The organism is Bacillus sp. ES1-5 (assembly GCF_022487605.1).
Classification (GTDB): domain Bacteria; phylum Bacillota; class Bacilli; order Bacillales; family Bacillaceae_G; genus Bacillus_A; species Bacillus_A wiedmannii.
Genome location: NZ_JAKVPU010000005.1, coordinates 386,070 through 406,547, shown reverse-complemented (window position 1 = coordinate 406,547; position 20,478 = coordinate 386,070). Strand labels below are relative to the sequence as shown.

General features: G+C 36.7%; 22 protein-coding genes and 1 pseudogene. 3 read left to right on the top strand and 20 right to left on the bottom strand.

Going from position 1 to position 20,478, the window contains the following annotated elements; genetic code table 11:
* The 4 genes from MKO96_RS18945 to MKO96_RS18930 all read right to left on the bottom strand — a co-directional run bounded on the left by MKO96_RS18945 (nt 1) and on the right by MKO96_RS18930 (nt 2,659).
* On the bottom strand, nt 1-345 hold the full coding sequence (locus tag MKO96_RS18945) for a toprim domain-containing protein (protein WP_000640866.1): 345 nt from the start codon (nt 343-345) through the stop codon (nt 1-3).
* Nucleotides 346-919: 574 nt separating this feature from the next.
* Entirely contained in the window at nt 920-1,303 is a 384-nt protein-coding gene (gene gcvH / locus MKO96_RS18940) for a glycine cleavage system protein GcvH (RefSeq protein WP_000026896.1), read from the bottom strand.
* A 41-nt stretch (nt 1,304-1,344) separates the two neighbouring features.
* Nucleotides 1,345-1,710: an arsenate reductase family protein gene (locus MKO96_RS18935; RefSeq protein WP_240588347.1), complete on the bottom strand. Its 366-nt coding sequence runs from the start codon at nt 1,708-1,710 to the stop codon at nt 1,345-1,347.
* Between the two features lie 421 nt (nt 1,711-2,131).
* Nucleotides 2,132-2,659, bottom strand: coding sequence for a hypothetical protein (locus MKO96_RS18930; protein ID WP_087982860.1), 528 nt, complete (start codon nt 2,657-2,659; stop codon nt 2,132-2,134).
* Between the two features lie 143 nt (nt 2,660-2,802).
* Between MKO96_RS18930 and MKO96_RS18925 the strand changes: the two genes are divergently transcribed.
* Complete coding sequence (locus MKO96_RS18925) at nt 2,803-3,450, top strand: phosphatase PAP2 family protein (RefSeq protein ID WP_087982862.1); 648 nt, start codon at nt 2,803-2,805, stop codon at nt 3,448-3,450.
* Between the two features lie 55 nt (nt 3,451-3,505).
* On the opposite strand, the gene MKO96_RS18920 is transcribed toward MKO96_RS18925, so the two are convergent.
* The 12 genes and pseudogenes from MKO96_RS18920 to MKO96_RS18865 all read right to left on the bottom strand — a co-directional run bounded on the left by MKO96_RS18920 (nt 3,506) and on the right by MKO96_RS18865 (nt 15,112).
* Entirely contained in the window at nt 3,506-4,519 is a 1,014-nt protein-coding gene (locus MKO96_RS18920; protein ID WP_000666176.1) for a PTS sugar transporter subunit IIC, read from the bottom strand.
* 22 nt (nt 4,520-4,541) lie between these two features.
* On the bottom strand, nt 4,542-5,492 hold the full coding sequence (locus MKO96_RS18915) for an L-lactate dehydrogenase (protein WP_048566625.1): 951 nt from the start codon (nt 5,490-5,492) through the stop codon (nt 4,542-4,544).
* Nucleotides 5,493-5,737: 245 nt separating this feature from the next.
* Nucleotides 5,738-5,986 (bottom strand): spore coat protein, encoded by a 249-nt coding sequence (locus MKO96_RS18910; protein ID WP_001002991.1) that lies wholly within the window; start codon nt 5,984-5,986, stop codon nt 5,738-5,740.
* A gap of 13 nt (nt 5,987-5,999) precedes the next feature.
* The gene (locus tag MKO96_RS18905) at nt 6,000-6,185 is read right to left on the bottom strand and encodes a hypothetical protein (RefSeq protein WP_001180555.1); all 186 of its coding nucleotides are present in this window, start codon (nt 6,183-6,185) and stop codon (nt 6,000-6,002) included.
* 143 nt (nt 6,186-6,328) lie between these two features.
* Nucleotides 6,329-7,043 (bottom strand): annotated as a pseudogene (locus MKO96_RS18900) (CPBP family intramembrane glutamic endopeptidase).
* Between the two features lie 420 nt (nt 7,044-7,463).
* On the bottom strand, nt 7,464-7,751 hold the full coding sequence (locus MKO96_RS18895) for a DUF2178 domain-containing protein (RefSeq protein ID WP_016085685.1): 288 nt from the start codon (nt 7,749-7,751) through the stop codon (nt 7,464-7,466).
* Complete coding sequence (locus tag MKO96_RS18890) at nt 7,748-7,975, bottom strand: helix-turn-helix transcriptional regulator (protein ID WP_240588346.1); 228 nt, start codon at nt 7,973-7,975, stop codon at nt 7,748-7,750. Before MKO96_RS18890 ends, MKO96_RS18895 begins: the two co-directional genes overlap by 4 nt.
* A gap of 184 nt (nt 7,976-8,159) precedes the next feature.
* Nucleotides 8,160-8,717, bottom strand: a complete 558-nt coding sequence (locus tag MKO96_RS18885) for a TetR/AcrR family transcriptional regulator (protein WP_240588345.1) — start codon at nt 8,715-8,717, stop codon at nt 8,160-8,162.
* A 3-nt stretch (nt 8,718-8,720) separates the two neighbouring features.
* Nucleotides 8,721-9,443, bottom strand: a complete 723-nt coding sequence (locus tag MKO96_RS18880) for an MBL fold metallo-hydrolase (protein ID WP_240588344.1) — start codon at nt 9,441-9,443, stop codon at nt 8,721-8,723.
* A gap of 140 nt (nt 9,444-9,583) precedes the next feature.
* The gene (locus tag MKO96_RS18875; protein WP_000416287.1) at nt 9,584-11,368 is read right to left on the bottom strand and encodes an acyl-CoA dehydrogenase family protein; all 1,785 of its coding nucleotides are present in this window, start codon (nt 11,366-11,368) and stop codon (nt 9,584-9,586) included.
* Between the two features lie 168 nt (nt 11,369-11,536).
* Nucleotides 11,537-12,709, bottom strand: a complete 1,173-nt coding sequence (locus tag MKO96_RS18870) for an acetyl-CoA C-acetyltransferase (protein ID WP_001206340.1) — start codon at nt 12,707-12,709, stop codon at nt 11,537-11,539.
* Nucleotides 12,710-12,730: 21 nt separating this feature from the next.
* Complete coding sequence (locus tag MKO96_RS18865) at nt 12,731-15,112, bottom strand: 3-hydroxyacyl-CoA dehydrogenase/enoyl-CoA hydratase family protein (protein ID WP_088060076.1); 2,382 nt, start codon at nt 15,110-15,112, stop codon at nt 12,731-12,733.
* Nucleotides 15,113-15,349: 237 nt separating this feature from the next.
* Between MKO96_RS18865 and MKO96_RS18860 the strand changes: the two genes are divergently transcribed.
* Both MKO96_RS18860 and MKO96_RS18855 read left to right on the top strand, forming a co-directional pair.
* Nucleotides 15,350-15,496 carry a YuzL family protein gene (locus tag MKO96_RS18860; protein ID WP_001096343.1) on the top strand — a complete coding sequence of 49 codons (147 nt, stop codon included), beginning with the start codon at nt 15,350-15,352 and terminating at the stop codon, nt 15,494-15,496.
* Nucleotides 15,497-15,593: 97 nt separating this feature from the next.
* Nucleotides 15,594-16,433 carry a D-alanyl-D-alanine carboxypeptidase family protein gene (locus MKO96_RS18855; protein ID WP_240588343.1) on the top strand — a complete coding sequence of 280 codons (840 nt, stop codon included), beginning with the start codon at nt 15,594-15,596 and terminating at the stop codon, nt 16,431-16,433.
* Between the two features lie 22 nt (nt 16,434-16,455).
* Here MKO96_RS18855 and MKO96_RS18850 read toward each other — a convergent pair whose 3' ends face one another.
* The 4 genes from MKO96_RS18850 to MKO96_RS18835 all read right to left on the bottom strand — a co-directional run bounded on the left by MKO96_RS18850 (nt 16,456) and on the right by MKO96_RS18835 (nt 20,358).
* On the bottom strand, nt 16,456-17,373 hold the full coding sequence (locus MKO96_RS18850) for a proline dehydrogenase family protein (protein ID WP_000436767.1): 918 nt from the start codon (nt 17,371-17,373) through the stop codon (nt 16,456-16,458).
* Nucleotides 17,374-17,683: 310 nt separating this feature from the next.
* Nucleotides 17,684-17,929: a YusU family protein gene (locus MKO96_RS18845; protein ID WP_063222157.1), complete on the bottom strand. Its 246-nt coding sequence runs from the start codon at nt 17,927-17,929 to the stop codon at nt 17,684-17,686.
* A gap of 48 nt (nt 17,930-17,977) precedes the next feature.
* Complete coding sequence (locus MKO96_RS18840; RefSeq protein WP_001018862.1) at nt 17,978-18,280, bottom strand: MTH1187 family thiamine-binding protein; 303 nt, start codon at nt 18,278-18,280, stop codon at nt 17,978-17,980.
* Nucleotides 18,281-18,357: 77 nt separating this feature from the next.
* On the bottom strand, nt 18,358-20,358 hold the full coding sequence (locus MKO96_RS18835) for a methyl-accepting chemotaxis protein (protein ID WP_240588342.1): 2,001 nt from the start codon (nt 20,356-20,358) through the stop codon (nt 18,358-18,360).
* Between the last annotated feature and the right edge of the window lie 120 nt (nt 20,359-20,478).

The window sequence follows — 20,478 nt, the reverse complement described above, 5'->3', positions numbered from 1 at the left end:
TTACCGTAAATATTCTGTATAAACGTCAATGTCAGCTCCCCATAATACATTTGCTAAGTGTGAAGATGGCGCAGTTGCCACTTCTCGGTACGAGCGATCAATATAAATATGCTCTGCTTGCGGAAATTCTTTTCGAAACTGTTTCCTTAACTTTTCTCCAGCATCATCAGCATCCACTAGTACATACACTTCCTTATCAAAAAACTGATCAATGAGCTCATCCATTTTCGATAAACCAATTGTACCATTTGTACAAACAATTTCCACCGGTTCACGAATAATAGATTCAATCTTTCTTCTATCTGATTTACCTTCTACAATAATGACTTTTTCCACATAAATCATATGTCATCACCCGATCACCATATACTATACAACCTTTAACTTAGTATATAGTATATTCGTTATTTTCATGTTGTTTCCTGTTTATTTTTGCAAAAGAAAAGCGCAAGCGGCTCGTTCAGAACAAGAGGGCATTGGAACTCTTGAACTAGAGGCGCTTTTTGCCTCAAGTGAAAGAGTGAAATGACCGACTGTTCTAGCCGCTGGAGATGGATCATAAAGAAAAGCGCAAGCGGCTCGAACAGATTGTGAGGGGGATGGAGCTGCTGACGTAAAGGCGCTTTTTGCCTTGTGGGAAGAAGCGAAACCACCGAACAATCTAACCGCTGGAGATGGACAATAAAGAAAAGCGGCTCGACTAGAACAAGAGGACACCTGAACTAGAGGTACTTTTGCCTCAAGTGAAGGAGTGAAGTGACCGACTGTTCTAGCTGCTGAAGATGGACAATAAAAACTTAGACGAAAAAGTTTTTTCAAAAACGTTCTCCTACACGATAATTAGTATATGGTTCTACATTCATTATTTTACACAAAATAAAAAAGGACAGCACAAAGGCTGTCCTTTAGTCGACTATAATTAGTCTTGGTTTGTCATTTCTGCATATTTTTCTGCAGTTAATAACTTCTCAACTTGGCTTGCATCAGAAAGTTCGACTTTAACCATCCATGCACCCTCGTATGGAGATTCGTTAACAAGTTCTGGTTGGTCACTTAATTCTTCGTTTACTGCTACAACTTTACCACTTACAGGTGCGTATAACTCAGAAACTGTTTTAACAGATTCTACGCTTCCGAATGGCTCGTCAGCTTCGATTGTTGCACCTACTTCAGGAAGTTCAACGAATACGATATCGCCTAGCTCACCTTGTGCAAAGTGAGTAATACCGATAACAACTTCATTACCTTCAGTTTTTACCCATTCGTGTTCTTCAGAGTAACGTAAATTATTTGGAATGCTCATGACTGTACCTCCAGTGAATGTATTAATTATGTAAAAATACCTTATTGGTACTTTTTCCACACACTTTCAAACTGCTCTTCGTTAAAACCAAGTGTTACATTCGTTCCATTTGTTACGATTGGACGCTTAATCAACATGCCATCAGATGCTAAAAGTTCGTACATTTCGTCTTCACTTGCATCCTTTAACTTATCTTTCAGACCAAGTTCGCGGTAACGCATTCCACTTGTATTAAAGAATTTTTTTAATGGTAATTCACTTTTTTCATGTAAATTACGTAAATCTTCTTTTGATGGTGGATTTTCAACAATATGAATCATCTCATATGCTACATCGTTTGTCTCAAACCATTTCTTTGCTTTTTGACATGTGCCACACTTTGGATATGAATAAAATGTTACTGTCATAAATTCACCTACTTTTTTACTAACCTTTACCTTTATCATATAGAAAACGTTTTATTATTTCAAACGATTATTCGCTAAACTTTTACTTATTTCGTGATAATTTTTAATAATCCTGCAAATTTTTCTTATTTTTCCGCCATTTGTTAAGAAAAAATAAATATATAAATTTTTTTAGATTCTTCTCTCATCACTCGCCGAACATATATCTTAAACAAACGTTTGATTAACTCCCTATTTTTCTTTATTAGCTCTTGAGCTACATCGATTTCTTCCCACCGAACATACATCTTAAACAAACGTTTGATTAATTCCACATTTTTCTTTTTTAGCCCTTGAGCTACATCGGTTTCTTCCTACCGAACATACACCTTAAACAAACGTTTGATTAAACATAAAAAGGACCCTTTTACAGGCTCCCTCATCATCGACTTAAATAATCTGCAATTGTTCGAAATACTACGATATACATATTATGAATGCTTTCTTCAGTATTTCCACCATTTGATAAACCAACTGCCCATTGTTGCCCTTCACCACTTCCAATATTTGCAAATCCTTGCGTATACATAGCATTTACATCTTTTCGTGCACTGTTATACTCTATCCCTTTTGTAATAAACGTTGAATATGATTTATCTTGCAAACCGATAAAAAACACTGGTTTCTTTAACGATGAAAATACATTTTTATACTGCTCTGTTGAGGCTTCTTGAAAGTAATCTTTCATTATTAAGAAACCATCCACTTCCTTAGATTTCTTTTCCAGTTCCTCTAACTTTATTTCCTCAAACTTTATATTCCTAAACGTATCTTTCGGCTTTTCTCCAACAACTCCAATTACGAGTGCTCTTCCGTTATATTCTAATTTCTCTCCTTCTTTATCCTTTGCACACCCAGCACTCACTAGGCATATCAATATAAAAAATAAGAAATACGATAAACGCTTCATTTAGCACCCTCCCCTTCTTTTAAGTCAAGTGACGAAAACGTAAGGTTAATTCAAGAAAATGTAAGTAAAATCGATAGCTCAAATGACGTTTCTATATTATAATCAATTGAATTTACGTACATTACTACACATAGGAGATTATCATGAAGAAATTTAAACTTTCATCTTTTTTTCCGTTAAGTTATATACTTCTACTCGTACTCGTAAGTCCCCTTTACGATGTATTAAATAAATCTACTGTACACGCAGTAGATGTCACAACTGTAGTAGATGATTGGATTCCATTTGTGAAAGCATTTATTATTCCTTATTTACTTTGGTTTCCATACTTATACGGCGCACTTATTTATTATTGCTTTGCTGATCGAAAACAATATTATGTTACTTTAAGTAGTGTAATTCTTGGAAAACTTGCTTGTTTTTCTATTTATTATTTTTGGCAGACAACTGTACCACGTCCAACAGTCGTTGGATCAGACGTATTTTCCGAACTAGTCCGCTATATTTATAGTATCGATCAACCGGTAAACTGTTTCCCTAGCATTCACGTTCTTACTACCTTTGTCATTATGCTAGCTGCCTTTAAACGTAGAGAACAACATGCTTTTGAATATTATATCCTTATGTTCTTCGGTACGCTTATTATTTTATCAACGCTATTTACGAAGCAACACGCATTTGTAGACGCTATTTCTGGAATGACGCTTGCAAGCATACTTTACTTCGGCGTGCAGCTTTTATTAGCAAAAGAAACGGTACGTGTTCCAGTAAAACAAAATCATAAAATGTAAAAAGCAGACTGTGGCTTCCAGTCTGCTTTTCTCTATATAAAAGGAGATGTTCAATTTAAGATTGCGGTACAGTCATATCACCAGAATGAATACGACCTGCTTTTTTAAGAGCAATGTAAAGTATATAAGAAACAGCTACTGGAATGATGATATAAGTGATGACCATCGCTGGGACAACTTCCCATCCTTCGCTAGAAATTAAATTAATTGGTGCGATAAGAGAGCTTAATCCAAGACCTGCAATTTCTTTTCCTGCTTCCAGTTGGAAAATTAATGCGGATACAGGACCAACTATAGCACTGGCGACGACAGTTGGGACGAGAATCATTGGATTTTTAGTAATATTTGGCAACTGCACTTTCGGAGTACAAAGCGCCTGAGCTAATATGCCACCTAAATTATTTTCTTTCGCTGAGATAACAGAGAATCCGATAAACTGAGCAACGCATCCGGCAAGAGCAGCACCACCTGCAACACCGTCTAAGCTAAGTGCGATCGCTAACGCAGCTGATGAAGCTGGAGAGATAAGTAATAGTCCCCAAACGACTGCAATGACGATAGAAGCGATAAATGGGCTACCAGCTGAGCTATCTTTAATGAATGCTCCAACTGTATTTAAAACAGGAGTAATATTATGAGATAACCAAATACCAACTAAACCAGAACCTAATATGGCCGCAAATGGAACGAGCATCATATCTAACGCAGTTTTTCCACTTAAACGTTTACCAATATATACAGCTAAAGTTGCTGTTAATAATGCACCGATTGGCTCACCTGTTTTAATGATTAGACCTGCTTCAGTAATTGAAATGGATCCGGCACCAATCGCTCCAGCTACCATAGCCGAGAAGATTACAAGACCATTTGCACCGAGCATAAAAGCAATTCCGGCACCAATGGCTGGTGCCATAAGTGATTTTGCAACAACTCCGATTGTAATAAGCAATGGAATATCAACAATTCTTCCTATATTTTCGATTAGTAAACCAATTCCAAGGGATACGAAAATACCTTGTGCGATTCCAGCTGATGCTTTAAATACACGAGACATTATATATTCCTTCATTTGTTTCACCTTCTCCTATAAGTTAGTAACCAATTGTTTTCATATAATCACGTAAAATATCGTTTGATTTTGCGAATCGAGATTCTTCATCCTCTGTTAAGTTTAGTTCTACAACTTCTTTCATACCATCTCTAGTAATAATAGCTGGCACTCCTGTACAAATATCATATTCACCGTACTCCCCATCTAAAATGGCTGATACAGCAATCACACGGTGATCATCGTTAAAGATTGAACTCGCAATATAAGCTAGAGAGTTTCCGATTCCGTAATAAGTAGTACCTTTTCGTTTATAAATTTCCCATCCAGCTTTTGCAGTCTTCTCAACAATTTCATCTAAATCTATTTCACCAAATTGGTCTTTTTTCTCTTCTAAAATTTGTAGAATTGGCTTTCCACCAACAGTTACGTGAGACCAAGCAACCATTTGAGAATCACCATGTTCTCCTAATGAATACCCATGAATACTACGAGGATCTACATGTAACATTTCAGATAAAATTGTTCTTAAGCGAGAAGAATCTAGTGATGTACCAGTACCGATCACACGATTTCTAGGTAATCCAGATAGCTTCCACACTTGATATGTAATAATGTCAACTGGGTTCGATGCGAGTAAGAAAATGCCATCAAATCCACTTTCCATTACGCCGCCAACAATACTTTCCATAATCTTCGCACTCGCTCCTAAAGTATCTAAGCGACTTTGTCCAGGTTTTGGTGCTGGTCCTGCTGTAATAATAACGATGTCCATATCTTTGCAGTCTTCATAGCTTCCTGCATATACTTTCGTTCTTGTATTTGTAAAGTTAATGCAGTGTGATAAATCCATCGCTTCCCCAACTGCACGTTCATGATTTATATCAATTAATAATAGTTCTTCGCAAATGCCTTGATTTACAATTGAATATGCACAACTTGATCCAACTAATCCAGTACCGATAATTGCAATTTTTCTTGTATTTCTTTTCATAGCAATCTCTCCTAATTGATCATATAATCTATTTCTTTTGTTCTTTACACTCCTAATTATAGAGATTCCCACGATATAAACCATGGATACTTTGTGAAATATTGAGCAAACTTTTGTCCTTTTTGTGAATTGTCATATTCCATTTTCGTCATATTTGTTACAACTGAAAAAATATTTATTATATATTTATTGACATGCCCAAAACAAAAAAACGAGCGACTTCACTCGCTCGTTTTTTCATCCCATTATTCCGCACTTAATTGACCTTTTAATTGCTGTACAATCATTGGGTTAGCAGGTGCAGCTGGCTTATAATAACTCTTTTGCTTTGCGTACTCATACATATTACGTTGACGCATCTCATCTTGATTACGAATTTGGATTAACGTTTGATGTAACTGTTCATTATCAGACTGAGAAATATAATTTGCATAACTTGTTAAACTTGCATTCAATCCTGCTAAATAATCATTTACCATATCTTTTTCATTCATCTGTCGTTTCCTCCTATCCTAGGAAAGTCATTAATTGTTGTTTCGTATTTCGTGCATCTTGCGCATCTTTTTGTAGCATTTGTTTCAGTTGTGGGTCTGTACACGTCTGTGCATACTGCTCCAACTTGTTAATAATTGTTGCGTGTCCACCAATTAAATGACGTAAGTTTTCTACTTCAAGCTCTGTTAAGTTTTGCATATAACATACCCGCCTTTCTTTGTTCATTCATCATTAGTATTTGGTTCTTTTTGGATTGTATTCATCAACTTTTCCCACATATAAACAAAATAAAAGATGAATAGCTAGGCCATTCATCTTTTCTGCTAAATATTCATTCAATTTTATAAAGAAACAATCATACTTATACTCACAAGTAGGTTCCATACAATATGTAAAATGATGCTAGGTACAATAGATTGTGTTTTCTTATATAACATAGCAAATACAATCCCCATAATCATTGCCGTAACCGGAAAACCACCATGAAGAATCCCAAAGATAAAGGAAGAAATAATGATACCAACTAGAAAACTATATTTCTTTTCAAAAAATCGATACAAAATACCTCTATATAAAATTTCTTCTTTAATTGGTGTAATTATAGCAACACTTAACACATATATAATACTTTGTAGACTATTTTGAAGTCCTAAGCTCCCTAATTGATCTCGTTGCTGCTCTGCACTTTCAAAGCTAAACAACTCTAACATTACATACTGAGTTAATGCAATGATGATAAAACCTATTAATAAATACAAGTAGGTTTTCCCATTTTTTTAAAACAGATACACCCCATATGTTCTTAATAAAATGAAGCACTGGTTTATAAGCAAATAAAACAATAGTAACAACAGCTGCATCAAATAGAAGTAAATAATATCCCTCTAAATTAGCACGTAATACCTCTTCTCCAAAAATTCCAAGGGCTAAAGCAAGGAATAATCCCCCTAAGAGTAAGAACCCTAGAATGCTTGCAATCGTTATAACTAGATTTTTATATGTTATGTTATCTACTTCTCTTTCTGCATTATACGCGTCTAATACTGTTTTTCTCATACTATTCCTCCATTTGTTTTCATTACCTTAATAAAAACCATTTAATACAAATATATAGATAATATAAAAAATTTTCCAAAAAGAATAATATGCAATTTTACATATCATGAAAGCTTTGTATGATATAGTTTTTGGGATTAGATTACTATAGAATAATTATTAGATGAAATTTCAAAACTTTCTTATCTATCCACCATAACCCTCGCATCATATAAAACTTATTAATTAAAGGAGAAATGAATATGAAAACACATGACTTCCTTACAGAAATCCAGAAAGGCCCTGAACCTAACCCCTATCAAGATTCTATCGCATTCAGTTTCGTTTGCTTTTTCTTAGCCATATACACATTTTTCAAACCTGCAAAATGATATTATTTCACAAAAAAGAGCCTCTAAACCATTAGAGACTCTTTTTCATCTAATATCTTCTTTTCAAAACTACAATAGTTAAAGCATACGAACAAAGTACTCCAGCTAATAAAAATGCATTTGCTAACTTATACTGTTCGCCTGTCAATGAATATAGATTCCCGATTAAAAAGATAACTAAATATAGAAATAAAAATACAAACAATGAAATTTTAGCTGCATTCCCTGTAATATGCTCGCCTCTTTCATCTTCCCCCTCATTCTTCTGAAAACGTGTTGAATATAAAACACCTATTAGCCCTGCTACTGAGATTATGATCCCTATTACAATACTCATTCCGTTTCCCCCTCTATCTTATATTGAAAAACTTCATGAAACTCCTTACCTAAAATATGCGCAATTTCAAAAGCTAAAATTACAGATGGATTGTAACGATTCGCTTCAATTGAGGCGATCGTTTGTCTACTTACCCCAGCTTTGTTCGCTAAATCCGTTTGTGACCAGCGTTTTTCTGCTCTAAGTACAACGAGATTATTTTGTAAATTCCCACTCTGTTTCATAACCTCTCCTTGTTTTACATTATTTTCTATATTTTTATTGTAATTTTTTTTTAACATCATGTAAACTATTTTTAACATCAGTAAAGTAAAACTTTAATCCTCCCACCTACCGTTCTTTTGGAATCCTATGCACTAAAAAAACCTTAGAATCACTTCTAAGGTTTCATGTTGTCTCGCTTCTTATTCAATCTCTCATTACATGTAATCCTTTAATAAACGTTTCCAATAATACATGTAAACTTGTATCTAAATCTAGCGGCAAACCAAATCCACCCTGCTGTTCAATCGACGCAAATCCATGACAAATACTTCTAAATCCACGCGTCGCATGAAGTGCATTCTCTCCCTCTAAGCCGTATTGTTGTAAAACCTGCAGACAAAGCTTTACAATTCCGTCACCTGCTTTTCTTACTTCTTCATCTCGTAAAAAGGTTGCTTCATACAGTCCAGGATGTTTGCGTACGAATGCTACATATGCTTCTCCTAATGCATGAATTGCTTCATCCATACGTTTATCCTCGGTCACTTCTTCCAGTCTGTTATGCAGCTCTTTTATTCCGTACATACCAAGATTTTTCCGTACATCTTGTAAACCTTTCACATGATTATATAGCGACGGCGAACGTACCCCTAATGTTTGCGCTAATGAAGCTAACGTTACTTCTTGTATTCCATTTATATCTGCAATTTCTGCTGCTGTTTCTACAATTTTCTGTAATGTAAGTCCGATTCTCGGTGACATAAATTAACCCTCTTTTCTACTTTCTATATTCCGCTTAGCTTCCTTAATAGCAAGCTCTATAATAGCACCTGGATCCTTTATCATTTTCCCATGTCCTGCCGCAAGTAAGGAAGGCTCATATTCGCTTAGCTTTTCTGCACTTTGTAATGATATTTCTTTGCTCCACGTCGCCATTGCAGGAAACGGAAACCAAAATTTCATTTGTCCCGAAACAGCCATACCCCCTCTTGTTTGGAAGGCATCCCCGACAATAAGAGCTTTATTTCGTACATCAAGAAGCGACATGGATCCTGGCGTATGTCCCGGTGTCATAATCGCAAGAAGCGATCCAACTCGGTCGCCATCTTCCAATAAAACATCAGGTACCGTTTTTACCTTTTTAGGTACCCCGCCTTTTATTGGTATATTTGGTTCATCCTTTTGTAACGACGTATCTCCTTCTAACAGCTTTGCGTCCCGCTTAGAAATATAGACTGGAACATTAGGAAGTACTTCCTTTAATGCGTCTAATGCACCAATATGATCATCATGCGCATGTGTTAATACAATCTTAGTAATGGGTTTCCCTATTTTCTCAGCCGCCTGTAAAATTCCTTTTGCGCTATATGGCAAAGCCGCATCAATTAAAGTTAAACCATCTTCTTCCTCGACAAAGTAACAATTCACAGGAAACACTCTTGGCAAAAATGACAATTGATATACCGTTTTTTCATGTATCACTCTCATATTTCCAGCTCCCTTTTCACGAAAACTAATACCATTAGTTTCATTATACTAATGGTATTAGTTTTTTGCCACTAAAAATTTCATTTTTACATAAAAAAAAGAAAAGTAGCCGTTTATACGACTACTTTTCTTTACAGCTATTAAACTGTGTAACGCTCATCTTCTAAAATTTTCGCAGCGATTTCACGTTTCTTCGGAATTACATTAAGTGGTGTGTGGCGAGTTAATTTACGTAATGATGATAACATCATGCGCAGCATGTCGCCGTTTTCAACTGCGATAAGTGTTTCTTTCGCATCTGCTTCGATTTCGTTAAATGCTTCTTGGCAGAATACTTCAGTGTATAACACTTTTTGTTTATTCTTTTCAAGACCAGTTGTTTTAATTGCTTTCTCTGTACGAAGAACAGCTGACTCCATTGCGTATAGGTTACTTACGATGTCAGCGATATTCACAAGAATTTCTTGCTCTTTATCTAATGCTTTGCCGTATTTTTGAGCAGCTAATCCAGCTACCATTAAGCCGATTTTCTTCGCGTTAGTTACTAAATATTTTTGAAGTGCCAATGGCTCATCGCCTACTTCTTCTGGCATCATCATCATTAACTCTTCTTGTAATTTTTGTGCTTTTTGAAGAAGTGGTAATTCACCTTTCATCGCTTTACGTAAGAACGTACCTGGTACGATTAGGCGGTTAATTTCGTTCGTTCCTTCGAAAATACGGTTAATACGAGAATCGCGGTACATTCTTTCAATCTCGTACTCTGCCATAAATCCGTAACCACCGTGAATTTGAACACCTTCATCTACTGTATAATCTAGTACTTCAGAACCGAATACTTTATTTAAAGAGCACTCGATTGCATATTCAGCGATAGAAGCTGCTACTGCTTTACCATCCTTTACTTCCTCTTCAGATAATGTGCTCATGCGGCTTTCGAATAAACCTACTGTACGGTATACAGAGCTTTCAGCTGCATATGTTTTCGCTGCCATATTCGCAAGTTTCTCTTGAATTAATGGGAAGCGAGCGATTGGTTGTTTGAACTGTTGACGTTGGTTTGCATATTGTGCTGAAATTTCTACTGCACGTTTCGCAGATCCAACTGTGCCAACACCTAATTTATAACGACCGATATTTAAAATGTTGAACGCGATAATATGACCTTTACCGATTTCACCAAGTAAGTTTTCTTTCGGTACTAATGCATCTTCTAAAATTAACGTACGAGTTGAAGAACATTTAATACCCATTTTCTTTTCTTCTGGGCTTGTAGATACGCCAGCATATTCTTTCTCTACGATAAATGCTGAGAAGTGCTCTCCATCAATTTTTGCGTATACGATAAATACGTCAGCGAATGCAGAGTTTGTAATCCATTGCTTTTCACCATTTAATACGTAATGTGTACCTTCTGCATTTAAACGTGCCGTTGTTTTTGCACCTAATGCGTCAGATCCTGAACCTGGCTCTGTTAATGCGTATGCAGCTAATTTTTCACCAGTTGCAAGTAATGGTAAATACTTTTTCTTCTGCTCTTCGTTACCGAATAATACGATTGGTAATGATCCGATACCTACGTGAGCACCGTGAGTAATTGCAAAACCACCAGCGCGAGAGAATTTCTCTGCGATTAACGCTGAGCTTACTTTATCAAGACCAATTCCGCCGTACTCTTCTGGTACGTCAGCGCCTAATAAACCAAGTTCCCCAGCTTCTTTTAAAAGACGAACAGAACGATCAAACTCATGTTGCTCTAAATATTCAAGCTCTGGAAGAACTTCATTTACGATAAAGTCCTCTGTCGTTTTTGCAATCATTTTATGCTCAGATGAAAAATCCTCTGGCGTAAACACTTGATCAATCGTAATCTCATCAACTAAAAAGCTACCGCCTTTAACCGCATTTCCTACTGTTTTTTCCATGAAAATTTCCTCCTTCATATTTTCATGAGCAGCTTCTTTCTTTTTTGAAAGAAGCTGGCTCTCAATTTTATTTTTTATAAACCTTTGTTGATTCCATTCTTTGGTTTAGCGCCTCTTCGTCAGGGCTTCCAACGCCCTCCTGTTCCGAGCAAGCCACTTCCACTTTTTTTATAGTAATTCAAACACGCCTGCTGCTCCCATTCCGCCGCCGATACACATTGTTACGATACCGAATTGTTGGTTGCGGCGTTTCATTTCGTGAATAAGAGATAGTGTTAGTTTTGCTCCTGTACAGCCAAGTGGGTGTCCAAGTGCGATTGCACCGCCGTTTACGTTTACTTTTTCTTCATCTAAACCAAGCTCACGAATAACTTGGATCGATTGAGAAGCGAATGCTTCATTTAGTTCGAATAAGCCAATATCAGATAGCTCTAAACCAGCTAATTTTAACGCCTTTGGAATTGCAGCGATTGGACCGATTCCCATTACTTCTGGTGGTACGCCAGCTACTGCAAATGAACGGAATTTCGCAAGTGGTTTCATGCCATCACTCACTGCTTTTTCACGATCCATTAATAGTACAGATGCTGCACCGTCACTCATTTGTGAAGAGTTACCAGCTGTTACAGAACCGCGAACGTTAAATGCTGGACGTAATTTACCTAAAATGTCTAGCGACGTTTCTGCTCTTACACCTTCGTCTTGTGCGAAAATGATTGTTTCTTCTTGCAGTTTATTGTTTGATCCAACAGTACGTAACGTTACATCTACAGATACTGTCTCATCAGCAAAGTTCCCTGCAGCTAATGCTTTCGCAGCACGTTGATGACTTCTTACTGCAAATGCATCTTGTTCTTCACGAGAAATTCCATATTTCACAGCAACTTGCTCTGCTGTATGTCCCATACCCATATAATATTCTGGAGCTGCTTCTACAAGGCGACTATTTGGACGAACAACGTGTCCCATCATCGGAACTAAACTCATTGATTCCGCTCCGCCTGATAATACAGCTTCCGAGTGACCAAGCATAATGCGCTCTGCTCCGTAAGCAATACTTTGTAACCCTGAAGAACAGTAACGGTTAATTGTAATAGCTGGAACATCGTAAGAAAGTCCTGCTAGTCCGCCGATATTACGAGCCATATTTAACCCTTGCTCTGCTTCTGGCATCGCACAACCGAAAATTAAATCGTCGATTGGTCCTTCATAATTCGCACGCTTTAACGTTTCCTTTACTACTAACGCCCCTAGATCGTCAGGACGAACTGTTTTTAATGAACCCCTCTTTGCTTTTCCAATTGGTGTTCTTGCTCCCGCAACAATGACAGCTTCTCTCATGAACGATATCTCCCCTCGTTATTAGTTACGTAATGGCTTTCCTTTTACAAGCATGTGCTGCATTCTTGCTTGTGATTTCATCTCACTTACTAAGCTAATAAATGCTTCACGTTCTACATCTAATAAATACTGCTCATCAACTTCTGTTCCGTACGGTACTTTTCCGCCCGCAATGACATATGCAAGTTTCTTCGCAATGTGAAGATCATGTTCAGAAATGTAACCTGATAAATGCATTGCTTCTGCACCAAGTACAAGAGTTGCATATCCTGTTTCACCAACAACTGGTATCTTTTTACGGATTGGTGCTTTATAGCCAGCTTCATATAAAGCAAGTGCTTTTTGTTTCGCATCATATAGTAAGTGATCACCATTCACACTAATACCGTCTTTATCGCCTAAGAAGTTGTTCGATACAGCTTCTTGTGCTGATGTAGAAACTTTCGCCATCGCTACAGATTCGAATACTTTATTCGCAACTTTTTGCAGATCAAACTCTACACCGTTTGGCATTTTATTTAAGTGTTTAATATATAGCTCTTTATTACCGCCTCCGCCAGGGATTAAGCCAACACCAACTTCTACTAAGCCCATATACGTTTCGCTAGAAGCTTGAATGCTAGCTGCTGGTAAACAAACTTCTGTACCTCCGCCAAGCGTCATACCATATGGTGCTGCTACAACTGGCTTAGAAGAGTATTTAATTTTCGTCATTGCATCTTGGAAGTTTTTCACAACCAACTCAATTTCAAAGTAGTTGTCGTCTTGTGCTTCCATTAAGATCATTGCTAGGTTCGCACCAACGCAGAAGTTCTTCGATTGGTTACCGATAACAAGACCTTTATAATTCTTTTCTACTTCATCAACAGCGTAGTTAATCATTTGCGTAATATCCATACCGATTGCATTGCTCTTCGAATGGAATTCTAAGCAAAGGATACCGTCGCCTAAATCGATTAAGCTCGCTCCGCTATTTTTCTTTAATACGCCATTTTTCGCTTTTAATTGTTTAAGAGAAATTGCCTTTTTATTACGTTCGATTAGCTTATATTCGCCATTATCGTAATAGTAGCTATCTCCGTTATCATGTTTGTAGAAAGTAGTGAAACCTTTCTCTAACATTTCTTTCACCCAAGTCGGAACAACTACGCCGTTTTCTTCCATCTTTTGAACGGACTTTTCAACGCCGATTGCATCCCAAACTTCAAATGGTCCTTGCTCCCAGCCGAAGCCCCACTTCATCGCTTGGTCAATTGCAACGATATCGTCAGCAATTTCTTTATGAAGTTTTGCAGAATATAAAAGAGTTGGTGTGATGATGTTCCATAACAACTCTCCTGCGCGGTCTTTCGCGTATACAAGCGCTTTCAATTTATTCGATAAACCTTTTTCTTGTTTACTTAACTCGATAGATGCAGCTTTTAATTTTTTGCGAGCTTCGTATTCCATCGTTTCAGGATTTAGTTCTAAAATTTCTTTTCCTTGTTTTAAGAAGAAGCCTTGACCTGTTTTGCTTCCAAGCCATTTTTTATCAAGCATATCATGCATGAAAGCTGGTACTTTAAATACATCACGCTCTTCTTCTTGTACGTTTTCATATACGTTATTTGCAACGTGTACGAATGTATCTAAACCAACAACATCTAATGTACGGAACGTTGCGCTCTTCGGACGACCAATAAGTGGGCCTGTTACAGAATCAACTTCCCCAATGCTATAGCCTCGTTTTATCATCTCTTGAAGAGTTACTAATAAACCGTACGTACCGATGCGGTTTCCAATAAAGTTTGGTGTATCTTTTGCGATAACAACGCCTTTTCCAAGAACGTCTTCGCCAAATAGTTTCATGAAGCTTAATACTTGTGGATCTGTTTCTTTCGTCGGTATTACCTCTAGAAGTTTTAAATATCGTGGTGGGTTGAAAAAGTGTGTGCCTAAGAAGTGCTTCTGGAAGTCGTCTGAACGACCTTCTGCCATTTTTTCTACTGAAATGCCTGACGTATTCGAGCTTACAATAGAACCCGTTTTACGAACAGCATCTACTTTTTCAAATAGTTTCTTTTTAATATCTAAGTTTTCAACTACTACTTCAATAATCCAATCTACATCAGCTAGACGCTCAAGATCATCTTCTAAGTTACCTGCTTCAATCAGTGCTAAATTTCCTTTCACTGTCAGAGGAGCTGGTTTTTGCTTTAATAGTTTTTGCACAGCCGTATTACTAAAACGATTTCTCACACTTTTATGTTCTAATGTAAGTCCCTTCGCTTCCTCTTCTTTTGTTAGCGCAGGTGGTACAATATCAAGCAATAATGTCGGAATACCAATATTAGCTAAGTGTGCCGCAATCCCTGAACCCATTACGCCTGAACCTAGAACAGCAGCCTTTTTAATTTGGAACATCCAATTCTCCCCCTATTCTTGAATGAATGCTCATTCAATTTTTCGACATAAGTCGCAATCAATGAGTGAGCCTCTACTAATAAATATATGATACAGTTTGAATTTTCGCAATATATTTATTGATAAAATTTTCTGAAATAAATATTTTTCTTTTATTTGCCCATGCTATATATATGTATTTTCTTCACTCAAATACACTTTTCCTTTTTATAATCTGACGAAAATGGAGGAATATATATGGCAAAACTTAAGAAGAACCCTTCAAAGGCTGGAATTAGCGCAGCAAGCGTATCTGGAAATGCAGGTCCGCATAATCACGGTGTGGAAAAGGGCCGTCAAGGTAATAACCAACAATATAAGAAGCATAATATGGGCGAAAAATAACGGTATATTTTTGGGCAGAAAACGTGGCATAATGGGTAATGGCTGCTTTTTCTGCCCAATTTATTTGTACATATGGAAAACAAAAGAGGGAACGATGATGAAACGAACAATAGTTATGATTGTAATGATTGCTACACTATTTACAGGGATGATTTTCTTCTCTTACGCACAAAGACAACAAGCTGTAAGAGCTGATCAACCTAGCATTACTGGGCAATACGCCATTACAATTGATGCAGACACAGGTGAAATTTTGTATGGAAAGCGGGAAGACGAACGCTCTTATCCGGCTAGTATAGGGAAAATGATGACTACCTTACTCTTACTAGAGAATGTAAAAGAAAATGAAGAAATTACAGTTACAGAGAACGCAATTAAAACAGAAAGTCAAAGTAAGAAAATTAAACTTCGTGCTGGAGAAAAGTTAAAGCGGGATGAGGCATTAAAGCTTATGCTTATCATTAGTGCAGACCCAATAGCTGAATCCATCGCAGAACATATCGCAGGATCAAAAAATGAATTTGTAAAAATGATGAATGCTAGAGCGAAGGAACTTGGTACAAAACATGCGACTTTCAAAAACGCAAGTGGCGCTGATGCACTCGGAAATAAAGTATCACCATATGACATTGCTATGATTACGAAAGAAGCATTGAAGTACCCAGTTGTTTTAGAATATATGAATTCAACACGTACAACTCTACATACTTCAGAACGCTCTCCCAACATCGCAAACTATGGACGAGAAGAACTATATGACGATCCATATGCAATTGGAAGTAAAAGCGGTCTATCAGCACTCGGAAAATATACGGTCGTAACAGTGGATGAAAAAGACGGTAAACGCGTCATTAATGTTGTATTATCTTCTACTCGCACGCAGCTATATCCTGATACGAAGAAAATGGCACATTACGCATTTCAGCAATTAAAATAACCAAGGAGTATTTTCTCCTTGGTTATTTTTTAACCATACCTTTTAATACGAACGCAACGTTTGCTGGACGCTCTGCTAAACGACGCATGAAGTAGCCATACCAGTCGTTTCCATAAGGTACGTAAACACGCATCTTGTAACCTTCTTTTACTAGCTCAAGTTGACGCTCATTACGAATACCATATAACATCTGGAATTCAAATTGGTCTCTTGGAATATTGTGTTCTTCGGCAAGTTTTTTCGTATATTCAATAATCGCTTCGTCATGTGAAGCAATTGCAGTATAATTTCCATTTAATAAGTGCATTTTTATAATTTTTTTATAGTTATCATCTACATCTTTCTTATCCGGGAACGCTACCTCTTCAGGTTCTTTATAAGCTCCTTTTACAAGACGTAAATTCGGACTATAAGCATTTAATTCTTCCATATCTTTTTCTGTACGATATAAGTAAGCTTGAATAACTGTACCAATATTATCGTATTCAGATTTTAATTGTTTAAAGATCTCAATTGTTTTCCCGCAGCGCGTATAGTCTTCCATATCAATGGTAATAAACACACCATTTTCTTTTCCAGCTTCTAAAATACGGCGCATATTGTTCATTACGATTTCATCAGAGATATCTAATCCCATAGAAGTCATCTTTAAAGACAGCTGCGAATTAAGACCTTCTCTTCCAATTGCACGAATCGCTTCAATCGATTCGCTAGCCATTTCATTTGCTTCTGCTTCGTTATCAACGAATTCACCTAAATAATCGATCGTTACACAAAGACCTTGCTTATTTAATGCTTTAATTGCAGCTGTCGCTAATTCAATCGTCTCCCCTGCGACGAAGCGACCTGCACCAAAGCGCAAACCATACTTTTTAGCCAGTTTTGTTAGCGCTTTATTTTTAGATAAGAAAAGAAACGAATTTCGCATTAATTGTTCCATGTAATTCACCCCTATGACTTAATTTATCTGTTTTTTACCCCTCTTCGAAATTATATCACTGTTTAAAATTATTGGATACAAATAATTATTTAGATAATTTATAAAATACTATAAAAACATTTAAAACCCTATATTCTCGCTTCTTAATATGAAGGGAATATTTTTCGACATTTAGAAAAAACGGGTTTACTAAGCAAAAAATAGGCATGTCGAAAATATTCGACATGCTTATAAAACCCTTTATATTCCATGTAAATTATATAAGGATATTAATAAAGAAAACTTGAGGTAACATTCACCTCAAGTTTTCTCACTGCTCATTTCTCTTCTCTTCATTCATTTTTTTAATATCCGTAATTAGCTTCACCATCTCTTCTTTCGCATCTGGATATGTCTCATTCCAATGCTTTACTAAAGCTGGCATCGTCTTTGCAATATAAGAATAAAGTGCCCACTTCTGCACCTGTTCTTTTCTCTCTTCATTGCTCTCTCCCAGTAATAGTTCCGTGTATTTCTCTAACAACCCGTCAAATTGTTCATTAAATTTTTCACTCATCTTATTTACCTCCTATATGAAAAAAGCAGCGAAAATCGCTGCTTTTCCTTATAATTTTGATCGAACAGAGTTTAATTTTTTCTCCATTGTGCTTACTTTATCACGACGATCATCGATACGAATTGTTGTTGCAACGCGCTGTGCACCTTTCGTATATGGAACTTCATGCATTTGTTGAATTACTTCTAGAATGACAGGAAGATCTCCTTCAATTACTGTATTCATTGGTGTTAATTGATACTTCACGCGATCTGCATTTTTCTCTAGCACCTTTTGTACTTCTGCTACATATTCACTAACACTTGGATTACCAGTTCCTACTGGAATAATCGATACGTCAACAATTGCCATAGTAGTCTTCCTCCTATAATTGCTTCTTATATATCCATTGTCTATTTTACCGAAATACTCATCATTTTACTAATTTGTTATTCCTCTATTTTAAACTGCTCAACCAATCTTTCTAAGTCTCTCATATGCTCCGTCAAACTTTCCATCGTATGAGCTACCTTTTCTAGATGACTCACTTGAGATTCAGTTGCAGCATTTACCTCTTCCGAAACAGCTGCGCTTTCTTGACTTGTACCAGCAATTGTATGCATTACTGCTGTAATTTCTCCTTGCTCGTAACCGATATTATGTACCTCTGCTACAATTTGTTCCACTGAAGTACTAATCGTATTTACAACTGACATAATTGTGCGGAATTCCGTTTCTGCCTCTGTCGTAACTTTATTTTGTATATCTGCAATATCTTTTAATTTACTTACAACCTCTACAACTCGTTTTACCTCTACTTGTACATCGCCAATCATCGTTGCGATTTCTCCTGTCGCCTCTTTCGATTGTTCCGCTAACTTTCGAACTTCTTCGGCAACAACAGCAAAGCCTTTACCTTGTTCCCCTGCACGTGCCGCCTCAATCGAAGCATTTAAAGCAAGTAAATTCGTTTGATCCGAAATACCTTTTATAAGCTCAACTACATTTTGAATCGATCCAACTCTTTGCTCTAACTTTCCGGATGCTTCCTCTGTATGAACAACAATCGATGATGATTGGCCCCTCGTACGAACTAAATTACGCATCGTATTTAATCCTTGCTTAGATGCCTCTTCAGCTTTGCCAGCCACACCTTTTATTTCACCAACAGAGTGATTCATTTGTTCCACTGACTGCGCCATATTCTCAAGCTGTTCTGAAACTTCATCTACACTATTAGCAAGAGTGGACGCTCCTCCGCTCACATCATCCATTGCACCTGATACCTCTCTACTAGCTGCTACAGTTTCATTCGTTAAATAATGTAGATTATTCGTTGATTGTTGCACTGTTGATACACTATTTTTAATTTTGCTTACCATTTCATTCATTTGCTCAACCATATGATTAAAGTGGTTCGTCAGCTCTCCAACTTCATCCTTACTTGTCACTTTCATTTGCAACGTTAAATCACCTTCTGCTACTTTTTGAACGTGATTCGTTAATAGTTGCAATGGTCTTGCTAATCTTCTTGAGAACAAGTATGAAGCTACGATTCCAACTAATAAGCTAATACAAGCCATTATAATGACTGTATTCCTCGTACTATTTAATAGCCCATCAATCGTTTCTTTCGGATAAACAATCCCCATTTTCCATTTCATCTTATCAAACAGTTGACTATAGGCTACTACATCTTTCCCGCCTAACGTCGTCACCGCAAATTTTGTTTCATCTTTATTCAAACTTTTTACAAGTGATTCTTTTGAAACATCTTTTCCTACTTCCCCTGGATATACAATGGCAATATTTTTATCATTTACGATAAACATTTCTCCGCCATTATTATATTGAATATTATGAAGTAGCTTTTGAATTGTTCCTAATGATACATCCATTGCTACTACCCCTAATACAGAACCATCTTGCCCGACGATAGCTTTTGAAACTCCAATACTTAACTTGCCTGTCGCGATTTCATATTGTGGTTGTCCCCAAATAATCGATTTCGTATCGGCTTCTGATGCTTTATACCATTGACGACTTGTTGGATCATATCCTTCTGGTACTGTTCCTCCGTCAGCGAGATTTGCGCTCAACGTTTTTTTATCTTTCGTTCCAATGTATACATCCAAAATATCAGGATGATTATTTTTAAATCTTAAAAACTCTTTTAAAATAAAACTTTCCTCTTCTGGAGTCACTCCATCTTGTAACATGTTTTGAATATCATCATGGCTTCCATAATGACCCATATCTTCTTCAATTCGCTGCATAAATGCATTTAACTGCTCTGTCACAAGATCCATCGTATTTTGAGAATACTGGTCTAAGGAGCGCACTTCCTTCTCTTTCTGTAATTGATACATTGCTGTACCTAATATTACAAACATCATAGAAATAAGCACCGAAAATACTACCGCAATTTTTAAACGTAAACTTCTCAACATCGTCCCCCAAGCATCCCCTTCTCGTTGTATTGTAATCATATTAATCAATATATTAAGTATAATGGATAAAATTAAAAAATTGAAATTAATTCTCATCTCAATTTGAGTAGACAACCTACT